The organism is Massilia mucilaginosa (genome assembly GCF_011682145.1).
GTDB lineage: Bacteria > Pseudomonadota > Gammaproteobacteria > Burkholderiales > Burkholderiaceae_D > Telluria_A > Telluria_A mucilaginosa.
Genome location: NZ_WHJH01000026.1, coordinates 1 through 15,919 on the forward strand (window position 1 = coordinate 1; position 15,919 = coordinate 15,919).

Consider the following 15,919-nt stretch of genomic DNA (forward strand, 5'->3'; position numbering starts at 1 on the left):
TGACCCTTCGGTCGGCATGGCCCAGTGCAGTGCAAAGGTGTTCGAGATACTCGTCCAGATCTGCCAAATTGTCCATCTTCACCCCCATCGTCATGGAAGGTTTCAGTATACACAAGGGCTAATAGTTTACAATGCTTTTATGACACAGTAAGATTAACAGGGTGTTGATTTAATCGCCGAGCCCGTCAACCGCCCAGCGCCAGTAAACGTTGTTCAATCAACCTCACTTTACCGCCGTAACCATGCGTAAAACCGACGTCACCCAGCACTCCTTGTACAGCTACCGCACGCTGGAGGAACGCATTCCCGATGCACATCCATTGCGCAAGTTGCGGGTGCTGGTCGACGGCATCCTCGCCAACATGAATGATGATTTCCAGGCACTGTATTCGCGACGCGGCCGTCCGTCCATCGCTCCCGAGCGCCTACTGCGGGCCAGCCTGATCCAGACGCTATTCTCGATCCGCTCTGAGCGTCAACTGGTGCAGCACATCGAATACAACCTGTTGTATCGCTGGTTCGTGGGCATGAACCTCGACGAGCCCGTGTGGAACCACTCGACCTTTAGCGCCAACCGCGAGCGCTTGTTCAGCGAGGCAATGACGCAGCGTTTCTTCGCCCAAGTGCTGCGCATCGCTGAATGGCAAAGCCTGATTTCGGACGAGCATTTCACTGTCGACGGCACCATGATCGAGGCGTGGGCTTCGGTCAAGAGCTTCACCAAAAAGGATGGCAGCGGGCCACCGCCGAGCGATGAAGGGCGCAACGCCACGGTTGACTTCAAGGGCGAAAAACGTTCCAACGAGACGCACCAATCGACGACCGATCCGGACGCGCGCCTATACAAAAAGGGCGACGGCGACAAGTCCAGGCTATGCTACCTGGGCCACGCGCTGATGGAGAATCGCAACGGCCTGGTGGTCGATGCCACCACCACGCTGGCGAGCGGCACAGCCGAACGCGACGCGGCGCTCATCATGGCCAAACGCAGTGTCCAAAAAGCCGGCGCGACGCTGGGTGCCGACAAGGGCTACGACGCGGCCGAATTCGTCAAGCAGTTGCGCGAGGAAGGCGTGACCCCGCATGTGGCCCAGAAAAAGCACAGCGCCATCGATGGGCGAACCACGCGCCACGCTGGCTACACGGTCAGTATTAAGAAACGAAAGCTGGTTGAGGAGATCTTCGGCTGGAGCAAGACCATCGGCGGGCTGCGCAAGGCGCGCTTCGTCGGCCTGGTCAAGGTGCGCGCGCAGACCACGTTCACCTTCGCTGCGTACAACCTGACTCGCATAGCGACCATCTTTGGCTGGCGTTTGTCGGCCGTGGTGGGATAAATCCGTCCGGAGGGGGCGGGAAACGCTGAAAAGTACCAAAAAACAGCCTAAAAGGCGGCTAGAAACCAGTTCCTAGGCAGAATGTGGGTTCCAGCCCGAAAAATTGGTGCTTCGGGCGACAAAACCCGAAGGACTGGGCCACTTTTTCAACGCCCTGTTAAGTCCTACAATGCCGCTTCTGGCAGCGAATGAACAACGGGTTATTCGAGGCGCCAAATCGGAATTTCATTTCATCAACTTCTGTTTCGCGGACTATCAGTCTAATAGAAAAACCAAAGGAATGTTTAAACAGCCCTGCATGATGCGCGATCAGCTATTGACAGAAATCAACACTGAAATATTGCACTCCCGTAAAGTGACCAATGCCAATATTGGCTACTACTGGAGCATGTCATGCACGAATTGAATGCTGAAGAGATTATCATGGTATCCGGAGGCAGGACCGTTAGCCGCAGGTTTGATAGAGTCCCAAATGCGCAGTCTGAATGGGGCAAAGTAGCCAACGACGCTTTTAATGCCCTTGGAGAACTTGGCTCTGATATTGGAGTCGGCTTGTACGATCTCTTCCATTAATATTCGTATCAAAAACACGATGTTGAAACATCGCACCGCCGAACACACGGTGCGATATTTCCTTATAGTCAATAGAATCCCATCTCCATAATTTCAACGGCCAATAAATGGACGAGGTGCAGACATGACCTTCAAGGTTACCATCTTAATATTTATCTTCAGTATGGTAATCCGCGCAGGATTTTATAATGCTGTAGCCGCGAATTGGCCTGAAAGCACATATTATGCAGAACACATTGCCATCGTAGCGATGTATGCAACTTTGACTATCGCATGCATTATTCAATTTAAGATTACCCGTGAAAAATTTTCATTTATCATGGGAAATAATCCAACTTTTTCGCAAGTATGTTTATCGATATCTATCGCCATTTTGCTACTTATGCTCAGCTTTGGCGAAAATGCGATTTTCACGTTTTCATATGCACAATTTAATCTTGAGAATGCATATGATTCAGGAAAATTTCATTCCCAACCACATCAGTCGCATTCTGTATTTTCCTGGATGATCATGAGTTTTATTCTGTCAAGTGTAATTCTTCCCGCATTAATTGAAGAAGTATTTTTCCGCGCATTGATTTTTCGCTCACTTTACAAAAATTTCTCGTTTTTTAAAAGCGCGCTTGCAACAGCAACGTTTTTTACGTGCATTCATTTTTCTCAGCCAATCTACATCAGTACGTTTATATTTTCATTTGTATTATCCTATCTGTACGCGACAACACGTTCCCTACCGACTTGCATGATCGTGCATGCCACTTTTAATCTCCTCGCATTTTTGATTCAACATTACTTTGACCTACATCGCATCAGAACCATAGATCAGCTAAGCCATTTACAGGACTGGATTCCTGAGCTAGTAATGCTTGGGTTCGCCATATCTGCGTTTAGCTTGCTCATCGTCTGGGCCAAAGATCGATTAACGCAAGCGGCCCTTCCGCATCTACCGTTAGGGAACTGAACATGCAGGCGCAAATAAGTAAGAGATTCCGCTAAACTTAGCGGCATTCGATGCATGACACTTGACGCAGCGCACGCGGGAGGAGCAACCACGCTTTAAGGCGCTAAGAATGGGTAACAATCATAATTATGTTTGTTCGGGCTCTTGCTGCTCAACATAGTGGCGGTCAGGCATTCAGCTATGCTCAGCCATTACCCGCCCATACCAGCGCAATGGCGTCGGTCGCTGGCTCGGTGAATCGGTGATATCACCTACTAATGCCTGTCGCAAGGCGAACTATCGCCGCCTCATAGCATGCGCACGAAAGAAAGTGGCGATCCCAGATAGACAAAAGCGCTCACATTGCTGATCACCGTCATCCAGAACGCCACTTGAAACGCCCGCTTGGACGACTTGTGCCGCAGCCACTGCTGAGCCAGCACCGCGCCTGGCCAGCCGCACAGCAGCCCGAGCAGGAGCAAGCTGCGTTCCGGCGTACGGCGCTGTCCGGCGCGCGCCGCCGCCTTGTCGCGCGCGTAGACGGTAAAGCACACCACGCTGGCGAGCGCGTACAGAGCCCCCACCCACAGCGGAACATGCCAGGCGAGCACGGCGCTCGCGAAAACGGCGGCAAACAACAGGATCGACAGATAGGGCATCGGCGTGAGCTCGGAAAAACCGCCAGCTTAGAGTGCGCCGGCTTGTCACGCAACCATTCCCGTGAACCCAGGAAACTTGCCTGATTGGCAGCTTAATGTACCGCATGGTGCGTTGCCGTACAGATGCCGCCGCCGCACCGGCCTAAGCTCCCGCATCGGCTTCGCGCTCGCCAACAGCGCAAGCCTTCTCAATCCACGTGGAGGTATGATGGCTTTCGATCTAGGCAATCTGTTACAGCAATACCTGGGCGGCGCCGCCGGCAACAATGGCGGGCGTGCCGTGGACGACGACTTCGACCAGGTCGCGCAGAACGCGCCGCGTAGCACGGTGGCCCAGGGTGTCACGGAGGCATTGCGTTCCGACCAGACGCCGCCGTTCCCGCAAATGATCGGCCAGCTGTTCGGTCACAGCGATCCCAGCCAGCGTGCCGGCATGCTCAACCAGCTGATCAGCAACGTCGGCCCTGGCCTGCTCAGCTCGATCGCGGGCGGCGCCCTCGGCAACCTGTTCCGTGGCGGCGCGACGCCGGCGGCGATTACGCCGGAACAGGCGGCCCAGCTGACGCCGGAGCAAGTCCAGCAGATTGCGGAAGACGCCGAACGCAACAATCCAAGCATCGTCGACCGCATGGGCGACTTTTACGCCGAGCATCCGACCCTGGTCAAAACCATCGGCGGCGCGGCGCTGGCGATCGTGCTCGGCCGCGTGGCCGAAGGCATGAAACGCTGATCCGTTAGTATTCCGCTACAATTAACTTATTCACCAACAAAAACGAGGTATTACATGGGCATTCTCAGCAATATTTTCCACAAAATCTTCCCGTCGACGCACCCAGCCGTGCAGCCGGCATCGACCCAGGCCGCACCGCCGGCAGCGGCGCCTGCAGCTGGCGCAGCGCCAGCCGCCGCCCCGGCAGCGGCGCCGAAACCAGCGGCAGCGCTGGAACAGGTTGACGTCGAAGCCATCCTGAGCGGCATGCCGCAAAGCCAGGCGCTGAACTGGCGCACCTCGATCGTCGACCTGCTCAAGCTGCTGAACCTCGACAGCAGCCTGCAATCGCGCAAGGAACTGGCCGCCGAACTCCACTACACGGGCGACACCAGCGATTCGGCCTCGATGAATATCTGGCTGCACCGCCAGGTCATGAACAAGCTGGCGGCCAATGGCGGCAAAGTGCCGGCCGACCTGAAAGACTAAGCACTAGGCGCGGGACTGCGGTCCCGCCTTGCTCAGAACGAAAAAACGCCGCCGGGCAATCAAGCCGGCGGCGTTTTTCATTGGCGCTTCGCCTGTGAAACTCAGGCTTTTTTGTTGCGGCGGGTCGTGAAACCGACAACAGCCAGACCCAGCAGGAACAGGGCGTAGGTTTCCGGCTCGGGTACCGGCGTCACTTCAACCGATACGGCATCGAGGTAGGAACCGTAGGTTGGCGACGAGCTCGGGCCAACCGATTCGAAACGCAGCTTGGTCAGCGCGCTGGTGGCGACCAGGTCGGTGATGCTGAAGAAGCTCCACTGGCCGTTGGTGCTGCCCATCAGCAGCGAATCGTTCAGCTTGGTGTCGCCCCAGTACACATTCATCGCACTGTTGGCGCCGCCGGCGGTGTCCGGACGGCCCGAGAAGGCGAACGAGACCGAGTACAGGCCGGCTTCCGAGGTATCGATCATCTGCCACACCGAGCTCAGGCCGGTGCTGTTCAGTTCCAGGTACTGGCGGCCATTGGCTGCGTACGGATTGAAACCGGCGACGCCGCCCTGCTTGGCACCTTTTTGGATTTCGAAAACGCCATTGCTCGAGGTCCAGCCGTTGACGGCGTTGAATTGCTGCCACGAACCGGACGACTTGTTGACTTCGAAGCTGCCGTTGGTGACCAGTTCGGCGCGGGCTGCGCCGCTGACGAGCATGGCGGCGGCAAACAGGCCGCCCAGGAGTGCTGTGAATTTCATGAATACCCTAACTGTTATCTTGAAGGAAATAGTTGTTACGTAATTGATAGCGGATCATATCATTGATCCATATCATCTTTGTACACAGTTAACAAAACTTTCCTCCCCACCGGCAATTTCTCCTTGTTTTTTGCCATCTCCGCCACATCGCGCCTCAACAAACTGAACTTTTCCGCAGCGCCGGATATCTAAATTTCAAATTGCTTAAATGGTATGAGTGAGCCTATGCAAACAACTGACAGCGATGCAGCACGCCAGCCGCTCGCCCTCTGGGGCGGGCTCGAATGCACGGTCAACCGTGTGGGAGAAAACTACTTCAGCCAGATAGAAAGGAATGGACATCACGGCCGCGCCGACGACGTGGCCCGCTTTGCCTGGCTCGGGATCGGCACGATCCGCTACCCGCTGCTATGGGAACGGGTGGCGCCCGACGGCCTGGCCAGCGCCGACTGGCGCTGGTGCGACCAGCGCCTGCAAGCCCTGCGCGAGGCCGGCATCAGCCCCATCGCCGGCCTGGTGCACCACGGCAGCGGCCCGCGCACGACCTGCCTGACCGACCCCGGCTTTGCCACCGGACTGGCCGGGTACGCCGGCGCCGTGGCCGCGCGCTACCCGTGGATCGACGACTACACCCCCGTCAACGAACCGCTGACCACGGCGCGTTTTTCCGGCCTGTACGGCTTGTGGTACCCGCACGGCCGCGACGACCGCAGTTTCCTGCGGGCGCTGCTGATCCAGTGCCGCGCCACCGTGCTGGCGATGCGCGCGATCCGGCTGGTCAACCCGCGTGCCCGCCTGGTCCAGACCGACGACCTCGGCAAGACCTACAGTACGCCCCCCATGGCCCGCTGCGCCACCTTCTACAACGAGCGGCGCTGGCTGGCCTGGGACTTGTTGTGCGGCAAAGTCGACCGCGAGCATGCCCTGTGGGACTACCTGACCGGCCACGGCGCCGATCCGGCCGCGCTGCTCTGGTTCCGCGACAACCCCTGCCCGCCCGACATCATCGGCGTCAATTACTACGTCACCAGCGAGCGCTGGCTGGACCACCGGGTCGAACGCTACCCCGCGCATTTTCGCGGCGATGCCGATGGCGTGCCCTGCGCCGACATCGAAACCGCGCGTGCCCTGGCCACGCCCACGCCCGGCATCGCCCCGCTCCTGCAAGAAATCTGGGACCGCTACGGCATTGCGCTGGCGGTCACCGAAGCGCACATCGACGCCAACCGCGAAGACCAGCTGCGCTGGCTGCTCGAAGTATGGGAAGCCGGGCAGCAAGCGCGGCGCAACGGCATCGACCTGCGCGCCGTCACCGTCTGGGCGCTGCTCGGCTCGTTCGACTGGAACTGCCTGGTGACCGCCTGCCGCGGCTACTACGAACCGGGGCCGTTCGACGTGCGCCCGCCGCTGCCGCGCCCCACCGCGCTGGCGGCCATGATGCGCGAACTGGCCGCCGGGCGCGCGCCCACCCATCCGGTGCTGCGCGGCCAGGGCTGGTGGCGGCGCGCCGGGCGCTGCCTGTGCCCGCCCGTGGCCACGCCGGAAGCGCCGACCTCGATCACGGCGGACGGGCACAGCCTGGTCGGCAGCGCGTCCGCCCCGATCCTGATCGCCGGCGCCAGCGGCACCCTGGGGCGCGCCTTCGCCCGCATCTGCGCGCGCCGCAACCTGGCCTACCGCCTGCTCAGCCGCCAGCAGATGGACATCGCCGACCCGGTCTCGGTCGAGCAAGCCATGCAGCGCTACCAGCCCTGGGCCGTCATCAACGCCAGCGGCTACGTGCGGGTGGACGAGGCCGAGAACGATGTCGAACGCTGCTTTCGCGACAACGTCGCCGGCCCGGCGGTGCTGGCCGCCGCCTGCGCCCGCCACGGGGTGCACCTGACCACCTTTTCCAGCGACCTGGTGTTCGACGGCCGCCAGCAATGTCCCTACGTGGAAAGCGACGGCGTCACGCCGATCAACATCTACGGCAAGAGCAAGGCCGCCGCCGAGCGCGCCGTCCTCAAGCGGCAACCGGGTGCGCTGGTGGTGCGCACCAGCTCCTTCTTCGGCCCCTGGGACAGCCACAATTTCGTGACCCGGGCCCTGGCCAGCCTGGAAAGCGGCGCCCCGTTCGCGGCCGCCAGCGACATCACGGTCACGCCGACCTACGTGCCCGACCTGGTCAACGCCTGCCTCGACCTGGCCATCGACCAGGAAAGCGGGGTCTGGCACCTGACCAATGGCGATCCGCTCACCTGGGCCGAGCTGGCCGGCAGGGCGGCGCACCAGGCCGGGGTCGATGCCAGCCGGCTCGAAGCGCAGCCGGGCAGCGCTTGCCGCTACCTGGCGCCGCGCCCGCCCTACAGCGCGCTGCACACCGAACGCGGCATGCTGATGCCGGGCCTGGACGACGCGCTCCAACGCTTTTTGCAGGCGCGCGGCCAGCAGGCGCGCGGCCAGCAGGCGCGCGGCGACGCCATCGAACTGGCGCAGCCGATTCACTGCACCGATACGCGCCAGCAGGCCAACAGCGGGAGGCGCCAGAAAGCGAGCTGAAACGCAACACCGGGCCGCCTACTCGAGCGGCCAGAACCAGATTTCCCGGGCTTGCCAGTAGCATTCGGTGCCGCAGGCGGGGCTGCCGTCCGCGTTCGGGTCCGGATAGACGATATCGATATGGCCTTCGTCCGGCCCGTTGCCATTTTGGATGCCCCAGAACGACACAATGCCGCTGCGCTTGCCGATGGCCTGGCGCGCCTGGCCGGCGCGATGAATCTCCGGCAGGCCGAGCAGGTTGCGGCGTTGCAGCAGGATCGACAGGCGCGCGTGGCCCGGTTCGATCAGGCTGCCCTTGAACTCGCCTTTCAGGATGGACAGGCGCCCGGGCAGGCGCATGCCCGAGCGCACCAGCGCCAGGCTGACCCGGGTGGCGCAGGTATTCTGGTAGGCCGTCACGCCGATCAGGGCATCCCAGCCGATCGCCTTGTACAGCGCGGCGAGGTTGATCGACGCGCGGCTCGGGTAATTGCTGCGGACGGTGAAAAACGAAGGCTTCATACAGGAACTCCGATGAGGCGGCAGGTCCATCATCTTGCCTCGAGGATACAGTCAAGCTTTTGCGCGGTCGCAAGGCAAGCCCACGCCACCGGCCAAACGCGGCCGCGCCCGCGCCGGGGCGGCCACCGGAACTTGCCCATTTTTCTATCCGGCCACAGGCAGGAACACCCGCCACGCGCCACCCCCTGTTATAGAATGGCAAGCGCGATCAACCACACGACAGGCCCCACCCGTGCAAGAGCAACACGCCTTCCCCTTCCTGCGCGAAATCCTCCTGTTCCTCTCGCTGGCGGGCATTCTCATTCCCACACTGCAACGCCTGCGCATCAACCAGGTGCTCGGATTCCTGGCCGTGGGCGCCCTGCTCGGCCCGTTCGGCCTGGGCCTGTTCGCCGACACCCATCCGTGGCTGGCCTACCTCACCTTCCCGCGCGCCGAAGGCGTGGTGGCGCTGGCCGAACTGGGCGTCATGTTCCTGATGTTCATGATCGGCCTGGAACTGTCGGCCGCCCGCCTGTGGTCGCTGCGGCGCTGGGTGTTCGGGGCCGGCACGGCCCAGGTCTGCATCAGCGCCGCCCTGCTGGGCGCGGTCATCCATCTGCTCGGCTACCGGCTTGAAAGCGCCGTCATCCTCGGCATCGTGCTCTCGCTCTCCTCGACCGCCGTGGTGATCCAGCTGATGAACGAGCAGCACAGCACCAACACCCCGCTCGGCCAGGCCGGTTTTTCGATCCTGATGCTGCAGGACCTGGCGGTGGTGCCGCTGCTGATCCTGATCGGCGTCATGGCCAAGGGCGAGTCCGACGGCATCGTCTCGCTGGTGGCCATCACCATGGTCAAGGCGGCAGCCGCCATCGCCCTGATCTACCTGGTCGGCGGGCGCCTGATCCGCCCGCTGTTCCGCATCTTCACGCGCCATCGCCAGCCCGACGTGTTCATGGCGCTGGTGCTGCTCTCGACCCTCGGCATCGCCGGCCTGAGCGCGGCGGCCGGCCTGTCGATGGCGCTCGGCGCCCTGATCGCCGGCCTGCTGCTGGCCGAAACCGAATTCAAGCACGAAGTCGAACTGATGGTCGAGCCCTTCAAGGGATTGCTGATGGGCCTGTTCTTCATGACGGTCGGGATGGGCATGGACGCGCGCCAGATCATCGACGCCCCGCTGTGGCTGGCCGCCGCCGTGTTCGGCCTGATCGCCATCAAGGCGCTGGTGATCGCCGTGCTGTTCCGCATCGGCGGCTTGAGCTGGGGCCGCGCGGTCGAAGGCGGCCTGCTGCTCGGCCAGGGCGGCGAATTCGCCTTCATCGTGATCGGCTACGCCACCGCCAGCAAGCTGGTCGACGCCGACCTGGGCGCGCGCGTGATGCTGGCCGTCGGCCTGTCGCTGTTCGTCACGCCGATGCTGGCGCGCCTCGGGCGCGAGATCGGCACGCACTGGGAGCCGCGCGGCGACGAACAGGCGGCCACGCCCGACCAGGCGGCACTTAGCGCGGCGCGCGGCCACATCATCATCGCCGGCTTCGGCCGGGTCGGCCAGCAACTGGCCAAGCTGCTCACGGCCGAAGGCATCGGCTACATCGCGTTTGAAAACGATGCGCGCCTGGCCACCAAAATGCACGGCCAGGGCTTGCCGGTCTACTTCGGCAACGCCGCGCGCGCCGAGCTGCTGCGCCATGTGAACGCAGGCGAAGCGCCCGCGATCGTGCTGACGATGGACCATCCGGCGTCGGCCCTGCACGCGGTGCGCGGCATCCGGCGCGAATTTCCCGACGTGCCGCTGCTGGCGCGCTCGCGCGACGAAGCCCATGCGCGCGAACTGAAACGCGCCGGCGCCACCATCGTCGTGCCCGAAACGCTGGAGGCGAGCCTGCAGCTGTCCGCCTTCGTGTTCGAAGCGCTCGGCATGGACGAGGACCGGGTCGACCGCATCGTCGACGCCGAACGCGACCTGTTCCTGGCCACGCTCGACGCCGAGGCGCATGCCGTCAGACGCGGCGCGGCGGCGGCATCATGAAAACCCTGCTCCTGCCGCTGCTGCTCCTGTGCGCGCTGCTGGCGAAAAGCGCGCCGGCCCAGGTGGTCACGGTCTACACCAGCGCCAGTTTCGCGCCGCTGATGCTGGCCGACGGACGCGGCATGTACCCGGACCTGATCGCCTACCTGAACCAGCGCAAGCTGGGCACCCTCACCTTCCGGCTGCGCTACATGCCGCGCAAGCGCCTGCAGGTCAAGCTGGAAGAGGGCAGCATCGACGGCATGGTGATCGGCATGATGCCGGAGTGGTTCGACGACGTGGAGCAGAAAAAGTATCTGTGGTCGGCGCCCTTCGCCACCGACCGCTACGCGCTGGTGTCGCTGGCGGCAAAACCGGTCAGCCCGGACGCCCCGGCCAGCATGGTGGGCGCGTCGGTCGGGGTCACGTTCGGCTACCACTATCCCGGCATCGAGGCCTGGCTGTCCGGCTCGGGCATGCTGCGCAGCGAAGGGCCGAGCGACGAGAAGAACATCGAAAAACTGCTGCTTGGCCGGGTCGAGTGCGTGCTCGTGGCCGAGTCGATGGCGCGCTACTTCATGCGCGCAAACGGCATGACGGCCAGGCTGCACCTGGCCACCCTGGCCAGCCCGCCCACCGAACGGCGCATGCTGGCGCCGCGCAGCCACGCCGCCGCTTTCGACAAGATCGCGCCGGTGCTGAAACAACTCAAGAGCGATCCGGCCTGGCAGCGCATCGTCGCCACCTACCAGTAAACGCCTGTTCGGCAAGCGCCTATTTCAGCACCTTCAGCGCGGCCTGCACGCCCCACCACGCGGCTTCCTCGAACACCGAAAAGCCCGACAGGTCGGCGTGCGCGAACACGATCGGTCCGTCCGCGTCGCGCAAGGCCTTCAGGCCCGCATTGCTGCGAAAGCCCGGCAGCGGCGCCGCCATCGCGTGCCCGCGCAGGGTAATGTCGACCCGCTCGACGCAGGCCGCGAACTTCCAGCCGTAGGCGCTGGTCAGGTCGGCGCTGGCCAGCGCCACCAGTTCATCGCCGCTGGCGCCCATCATCCATTTGCGCGCCGCCTCGGGCGTGCGGTCCGACAGCGCCACGTAGGAAGAAAACACCGTCTTGCCGGGCGGCGCGACGCGGATATCCTGGTGGGTCGAGACCACGTAGCCCAGGCCCGGCTCCTGGTACACCACGTTGTCCCACGACAGCGGCGCGTGCGGCAGCTCGCGCGGGAAGTCCTTCATGAGGAAGTTCGCCACCAGCCACGGGGCGTACGACGGCGTGTGGCGCTTCGCATCGAAGCCATACGCGCCGATGTTCTCGACCACGCGCGCGGCCACGTAGAGCGGCATCGCGCAGATGGCCTTGCGCGCCCGCACCAGCGTGGTGCGGGCCACGCCGCCTTCCAGGGTGAAGCACAGGGCTTCGACGCCCTCGCCGCCGCGCTTGAGCGAGACGGCGGTGCCGGCGCGGCGCCGCACGCCGGAGGCCGCAGCCAGCTTGTCGGCCACCACCTGCATCCCGCCCGGCCAGGTCAGCCAGGCGCCGTTGCCGGCATTGGCCGCCTGTCCCCAGCGGCTGCAGTAGTAATGCAGCCCGGCCCATGCCGAGACCTTGTCGTAGCGGGTGCCGTAGTCGTCGCGGCAGCAGTAGTTCAGGTACCAGTGCAGGGTCGGCGAGCGGTAGCCCTGCTGGTCCAGCCAGTCCTTGAGCGTGATGCGGTCGAGCGCGTCGAAGGCCGGGTCGCGCGACGAGTTCACGGTCGGGAACACAAAAACGCGGCGTCCGTCGCTCCCGCGCAGCGTGCGCAGGCGCTCCACTTCCGCGAAAAAGCGTTTGTGCTCGCCCAGTTCCCCGGCGCTCACGCCCTCGGTCGGAATGAAGCCTTCCTGCCAGCGGCCGTTGAACAGCAGCCGTTCTTCGGGGCCGTGCAGGATGCTGCGCTCGTCGTAGTAGGGTTTTTCGCCGTAGGGATCGCGCTCGATGATGCCAAGGTCGAACAGGATTTCGCGCACATGCACCGATTCGGGCGACGGCAGCGGCAGGTAGTGGCCGCCGGTCGGGTAGGCCAGCTCGCCGAAGCGGCCGCCGGCGGCGTTCCCGAACGGCTGCGGGCCATCGATCATCAGCACCTTGCGCTGCCCTTCGCGCTCCAGCTTCCAGGCAGCGCTCAGGCCGGCGATGCCGGAGCCGAGGATCACGATATCGGTCTCGATGACCTCTTCCGGCGCCGGCAGCTTGCCGCGCTCGCGCAAGAAGTGGCCCTCCGCGCGGCCCGGATAATGCACGGCCGGGGTCATCTCGAGCCAGCGCCGGAAGAGCGCCGCGCTCAGCGCCGCCGCTCCCGCGCCGCCGGCCAGCGCCAGGAACGAGCGCCGGTCCATCAGCGGATCACCCTGCGCCAGTCCTGCTCGAACTCGTGCACCAGCGACTGGGTATTGAGCCGGTTCGGCGCCATCTCCAGGCGCTGCATGTCGGGCGGGAAGACGAACATCTCGCGCGTGGTCGCTTCGTTCAGGTAGCGCATCGGCAGCCGGTAGCTGGTCGGCGCCACATATTCCCGCTCGGGCGAGGCCATGATGAAGCCCCATTCGCCGAACGAGGGCACGTAGGCGTGAAACGGGTAGGTGCGCATGCCGACCTCGCGCAGGGTGGCGTCGATGGTCCAGTAGGCGTGCGGCGCAAAGAAGGGCGAGGTCGATTGCACCACCACCAGCCCCTTGGCCGCCACATGCTTTTTCACCATGCCGTAGAACGGCACCGAATACAGTTTGCCGAGAGCGAAGCTGGACGGATCGGGGAAGTCGATGATGACCGCGTCGAACATCTGGCGCGTATTCTGCAGCCAGATCGCGGCGTCGGCGTTGACCACCGTGACGCGCGGATCGGCAAAAGCGCCACCATTGAGCCTGACCAGTTCCGCGCGGGTGGTGAAGGCCTGCGTCATGGCCGGGTCCAGGTCGACCACGGTGACGTGCCGGATGTTCGGATAGCGCAGGATTTCGCGCAGCGCCAGTCCGTCGCCGCCGCCCAATACCAGCACGCTGCGCGCCCACGGCAAGGTTTGCAGCGCCGGATGCACCAGCGCTTCGTGGTAGCGGTACTCGTCGCGCGAGGAGAATTGCAGGTTGCCGTTGATGTACAGGCGGGTGTCGTCCTTCCAGCGCGTGATCACCAGGCGCTGGTACGGCGTGCTGGTGGAGTACACGATCTCGTCGCCGAACAGGCCATGCTCGCCCCACTGCACCATGCGCTCCGACAGCGCAAAGCCGGCCACCAGGACGATCATGACGAACGTGGCGCGCAGCACGCGTGCGCCGATGTTGGTCAGTTCGGCGCGGAACACATACAGGGTCCAGAAGCCCACGCCGACATTGAGCATGCCGAACAGGAAGCCGGTGCGCACCAGCCCGACGTAAGGCGCCAGCACCAGCGGGAACAGCAGCGATACCGCCAGCGCCCCGAGGTAATCGAAGGTCAGCACGCGGCTGACCAGGTCATTGAAGGCGGTGTCGCGCGCGTTCAGGGCGCGCATCACCAGCGGCACCTCCATGCCGACCATGGCCCCGATCATGAAGACCAGCACATACAACAGGGTGCGGAAAGGCGCGGTCATCCACGAAAACGTCATGAACAGGATGGCCGCCGAGAGGCCGCCGATCAGGCCCACGGCCAGTTCGATGTCGATAAAACGCGACAGCACGTCCTCGTCGGCCACATACTTGGAAAAGTGGGCGCCGACGCCCATGGCGAACAGGTAGCAGCCGATGATGGTGGAAAACTGCAGGATCGAATCGCCCAGCAAATAGCTGGACAAAGCGCCGGCAATGAGTTCGTAGGCCAGCCCGCAGGAGGCCACCACGAACACGGAAAGTATCAAAATTCGTTTGGTCATGTGGTGTTTTTTGCTCTAAGATCGTCGTGCGCTGCCATTATGACCATCTTTCATGGGGAAACTTCGTGCCCGCCATCCTAAACTATCTGCTCCACCTTGCAACAGCGGTTGCCATGGTGATGGCGTTTTTTGTCATCTATACGCGCCTGACGCCATTCAACGAAGTGGCGCTGATCCGGGGCGGGAACCACGCGGCCGCCCTGTCGCTGGGCGGCGCCCTGATCGGTTTTTCGCTGACCATCGCCTCGGCCCTGCTGCATACCCGCGACTATTACCAGTTTCTCGAATGGGCGGGCGGCGCCATGCTGGTCCAGGTACTGGCGTATAACATCGCCACGCGCCTGCTGAAAATGTCGAAGGACCAGATCGAGGCCGACAATTCGGCCTTCGGCGGCCTGCTCGGCGCCATCTCCGTGTCGATTGGCCTGGTCAACGCCGGCGCCCTGTCCTGACCGGCCCTCATTTCACGTATCTTTACCGGAGACCGACATGTCCCTTGGCTCATTCATCCGAAAACAGTTTATCGATGTCCTGCAATGGAACGAAGAAAACGACGGCGTGCTGGCGTGGCGCTTTCCCATGCAGGACTTCGAAATCCAGAACGGCGCCATCCTCAATGTGCGCGAGTCGCAGATGGCGCTGTTCGTCAACGAAGGCAAGATCGCCGATGTCTTCGGCCCCGGCACCCACACGCTCACCACCAACACGCTGCCGCTGCTGACCAACCTGAAAAACTGGGACAAGTTCTTCGACTCGCCCTTCAAGTCGGATGTGTACTTCTTCAGCACGCGCGTGCAGACCGGCCGCAAATGGGGCACGCCGCAGCCGATCACGATCCGCGACGCCGACTTCGACATGATCCGCGTGCGCGCCTTCGGCATGTACTCGTACCGGGTGGCCGATCCGCGCCTGTTCTTCACCGAAATCAGCGGCACGCGCGAGGTCTACACGCGCGACGAGGTCGAAGACCAGCTGCGCGGCATCCTGATGGCCACCATGGCCTCGTCGCTGGGCAGCGCCAAGGTCGCCTTCCTCGACATGGCCGCCAACCAGGCGCTGATGGCGCAGCAGGTCAAGGGCGACCTGTATGCCGCGTTTGCGCGCTACGGCGTGGGGCTCGATGAATTCAACGTCGCCAGCGTCAGCCTGCCCGAAGAACTCCAGGCCGCGCTCGACGAACGCATCTCGGCCGGCATGAAGGGCGGCCTGTCGAGCGAGAAGATGGGCGGCTTCACCCAGTTCCAGGTCGCCACCAGCATTCCGCTGGCGGCACAGAACGAAGGCGGCCTGGCCGGCATCGGCGCGGGCCTGGGGGCCGGCGCGATGCTGGGCCACGCCATGGCGCAGGGCATGAGCGGCTCGATGATCCCGCAGGTGCCGCCGGCGCCGACCGCGCCCCTGCACGCGCCAGTGCCGGAACTCGACCCCATCGAGCAACGTCTGATCAAACTCAAGGGATTGCTCGACAAGGGCCTGATCTCGCAAGAAGACTACAACAGCACCAAGACGGAGCTGCTCAAAAAACTGCTCGACTAACCGGC

Annotated in this window: 15 protein-coding genes; 10 read left to right on the forward strand and 5 right to left on the reverse strand. The window is 63.1% G+C overall.

Annotated elements, in window-relative coordinates; all coding sequences use genetic code 11:
• Nucleotides 1-242 precede the first annotated feature (242 nt).
• The 3 genes from F2P45_RS19595 to F2P45_RS19605 all read left to right on the forward strand — a co-directional run bounded on the left by F2P45_RS19595 (nt 243) and on the right by F2P45_RS19605 (nt 2,868).
• The gene (locus F2P45_RS19595; protein WP_166878856.1) at nt 243-1,334 is read left to right on the forward strand and encodes an IS5 family transposase; all 1,092 of its coding nucleotides are present in this window, start codon (nt 243-245) and stop codon (nt 1,332-1,334) included.
• A gap of 393 nt (nt 1,335-1,727) precedes the next feature.
• Nucleotides 1,728-1,907 (forward strand): hypothetical protein, encoded by a 180-nt coding sequence (locus F2P45_RS19600; RefSeq protein WP_166878859.1) that lies wholly within the window; start codon nt 1,728-1,730, stop codon nt 1,905-1,907.
• A 124-nt stretch (nt 1,908-2,031) separates the two neighbouring features.
• Entirely contained in the window at nt 2,032-2,868 is an 837-nt protein-coding gene (locus F2P45_RS19605; RefSeq protein WP_166878861.1) for a CPBP family intramembrane glutamic endopeptidase, read from the forward strand.
• Nucleotides 2,869-3,155: 287 nt separating this feature from the next.
• Here F2P45_RS19605 and F2P45_RS19610 read toward each other — a convergent pair whose 3' ends face one another.
• Entirely contained in the window at nt 3,156-3,506 is a 351-nt protein-coding gene (locus F2P45_RS19610; RefSeq protein ID WP_166878864.1) for a DUF1294 domain-containing protein, read from the reverse strand.
• A 208-nt stretch (nt 3,507-3,714) separates the two neighbouring features.
• Between F2P45_RS19610 and F2P45_RS19615 the strand changes: the two genes are divergently transcribed.
• Together F2P45_RS19615 and F2P45_RS19620 are read left to right on the forward strand one after the other, a co-directional pair.
• The gene (locus tag F2P45_RS19615; protein ID WP_166878866.1) at nt 3,715-4,236 is read left to right on the forward strand and encodes a hypothetical protein; all 522 of its coding nucleotides are present in this window, start codon (nt 3,715-3,717) and stop codon (nt 4,234-4,236) included.
• 54 nt (nt 4,237-4,290) lie between these two features.
• Nucleotides 4,291-4,704 (forward strand): DUF3597 domain-containing protein, encoded by a 414-nt coding sequence (locus tag F2P45_RS19620; protein ID WP_166878869.1) that lies wholly within the window; start codon nt 4,291-4,293, stop codon nt 4,702-4,704.
• Nucleotides 4,705-4,805: 101 nt separating this feature from the next.
• On the opposite strand, the gene F2P45_RS19625 is transcribed toward F2P45_RS19620, so the two are convergent.
• Nucleotides 4,806-5,453, reverse strand: a complete 648-nt coding sequence (locus F2P45_RS19625) for a DUF642 domain-containing protein (RefSeq protein WP_166879038.1) — start codon at nt 5,451-5,453, stop codon at nt 4,806-4,808.
• A 225-nt stretch (nt 5,454-5,678) separates the two neighbouring features.
• Between F2P45_RS19625 and F2P45_RS19630 the strand changes: the two genes are divergently transcribed.
• On the forward strand, nt 5,679-7,994 hold the full coding sequence (locus F2P45_RS19630; protein ID WP_166878871.1) for an SDR family oxidoreductase: 2,316 nt from the start codon (nt 5,679-5,681) through the stop codon (nt 7,992-7,994).
• An 18-nt stretch (nt 7,995-8,012) separates the two neighbouring features.
• Here F2P45_RS19630 and F2P45_RS19635 read toward each other — a convergent pair whose 3' ends face one another.
• Nucleotides 8,013-8,495: a T6SS effector amidase Tae4 family protein gene (locus F2P45_RS19635; protein ID WP_166878874.1), complete on the reverse strand. Its 483-nt coding sequence runs from the start codon at nt 8,493-8,495 to the stop codon at nt 8,013-8,015.
• A 232-nt stretch (nt 8,496-8,727) separates the two neighbouring features.
• Between F2P45_RS19635 and F2P45_RS19640 the strand changes: the two genes are divergently transcribed.
• Nucleotides 8,728-10,506: a cation:proton antiporter domain-containing protein gene (locus tag F2P45_RS19640; protein WP_166878877.1), complete on the forward strand. Its 1,779-nt coding sequence runs from the start codon at nt 8,728-8,730 to the stop codon at nt 10,504-10,506.
• Nucleotides 10,503-11,240, forward strand: a complete 738-nt coding sequence (locus F2P45_RS19645; RefSeq protein WP_166878879.1) for a substrate-binding periplasmic protein — start codon at nt 10,503-10,505, stop codon at nt 11,238-11,240. The genes F2P45_RS19640 and F2P45_RS19645 overlap by 4 nt, the downstream gene beginning before the upstream one ends.
• A 19-nt stretch (nt 11,241-11,259) precedes the next feature.
• Here F2P45_RS19645 and F2P45_RS19650 read toward each other — a convergent pair whose 3' ends face one another.
• Both F2P45_RS19650 and F2P45_RS19655 read right to left on the reverse strand, forming a co-directional pair.
• Nucleotides 11,260-12,867, reverse strand: a complete 1,608-nt coding sequence (locus F2P45_RS19650) for an FAD-dependent oxidoreductase (protein ID WP_166878882.1) — start codon at nt 12,865-12,867, stop codon at nt 11,260-11,262.
• Nucleotides 12,867-14,378: a polyamine aminopropyltransferase gene (locus F2P45_RS19655; protein WP_166878885.1), complete on the reverse strand. Its 1,512-nt coding sequence runs from the start codon at nt 14,376-14,378 to the stop codon at nt 12,867-12,869. Before F2P45_RS19655 ends, F2P45_RS19650 begins: the two co-directional genes overlap by 1 nt.
• 65 nt (nt 14,379-14,443) lie before the next feature.
• On the opposite strand from F2P45_RS19655, the gene F2P45_RS19660 reads away from it, so the two are divergent.
• Entirely contained in the window at nt 14,444-14,830 is a 387-nt protein-coding gene (locus F2P45_RS19660) for a DUF350 domain-containing protein (RefSeq protein WP_370663284.1), read from the forward strand.
• A 37-nt stretch (nt 14,831-14,867) separates the two neighbouring features.
• On the forward strand, nt 14,868-15,914 hold the full coding sequence (locus F2P45_RS19665; RefSeq protein ID WP_166878888.1) for an SPFH domain-containing protein: 1,047 nt from the start codon (nt 14,868-14,870) through the stop codon (nt 15,912-15,914).
• Nucleotides 15,915-15,919 lie beyond the last annotated feature (5 nt).

Bases quoted from the DNA above. Each gene is read 5' to 3' on its own strand.
- F2P45_RS19605 (WP_166878861.1), top strand. From the start codon at position 2,032: ATGACCTTCAAGGTTACCATCTTAATATTTATCTTCAGTATGGTAATC.
- F2P45_RS19635 (WP_166878874.1), bottom strand. From the start codon at position 8,495: ATGAAGCCTTCGTTTTTCACCGTCCGCAGCAATTACCCGAGCCGCGCG.
- F2P45_RS19610 (WP_166878864.1), bottom strand. From the start codon at position 3,506: ATGCCCTATCTGTCGATCCTGTTGTTTGCCGCCGTTTTCGCGAGCGCC.
- F2P45_RS19625 (WP_166879038.1), bottom strand. From the start codon at position 5,453: ATGAAATTCACAGCACTCCTGGGCGGCCTGTTTGCCGCCGCCATGCTC.
- F2P45_RS19600 (WP_166878859.1), top strand. From the start codon at position 1,728: ATGCACGAATTGAATGCTGAAGAGATTATCATGGTATCCGGAGGCAGG.
- F2P45_RS19655 (WP_166878885.1), bottom strand. From the start codon at position 14,378: ATGACCAAACGAATTTTGATACTTTCCGTGTTCGTGGTGGCCTCCTGC.
- F2P45_RS19620 (WP_166878869.1), top strand. From the start codon at position 4,291: ATGGGCATTCTCAGCAATATTTTCCACAAAATCTTCCCGTCGACGCAC.
- F2P45_RS19595 (WP_166878856.1), top strand. From the start codon at position 243: ATGCGTAAAACCGACGTCACCCAGCACTCCTTGTACAGCTACCGCACG.
- F2P45_RS19630 (WP_166878871.1), top strand. From the start codon at position 5,679: ATGCAAACAACTGACAGCGATGCAGCACGCCAGCCGCTCGCCCTCTGG.
- F2P45_RS19665 (WP_166878888.1), top strand. From the start codon at position 14,868: ATGTCCCTTGGCTCATTCATCCGAAAACAGTTTATCGATGTCCTGCAA.
- F2P45_RS19650 (WP_166878882.1), bottom strand. From the start codon at position 12,867: ATGGACCGGCGCTCGTTCCTGGCGCTGGCCGGCGGCGCGGGAGCGGCG.
- F2P45_RS19615 (WP_166878866.1), top strand. From the start codon at position 3,715: ATGGCTTTCGATCTAGGCAATCTGTTACAGCAATACCTGGGCGGCGCC.
- F2P45_RS19645 (WP_166878879.1), top strand. From the start codon at position 10,503: ATGAAAACCCTGCTCCTGCCGCTGCTGCTCCTGTGCGCGCTGCTGGCG.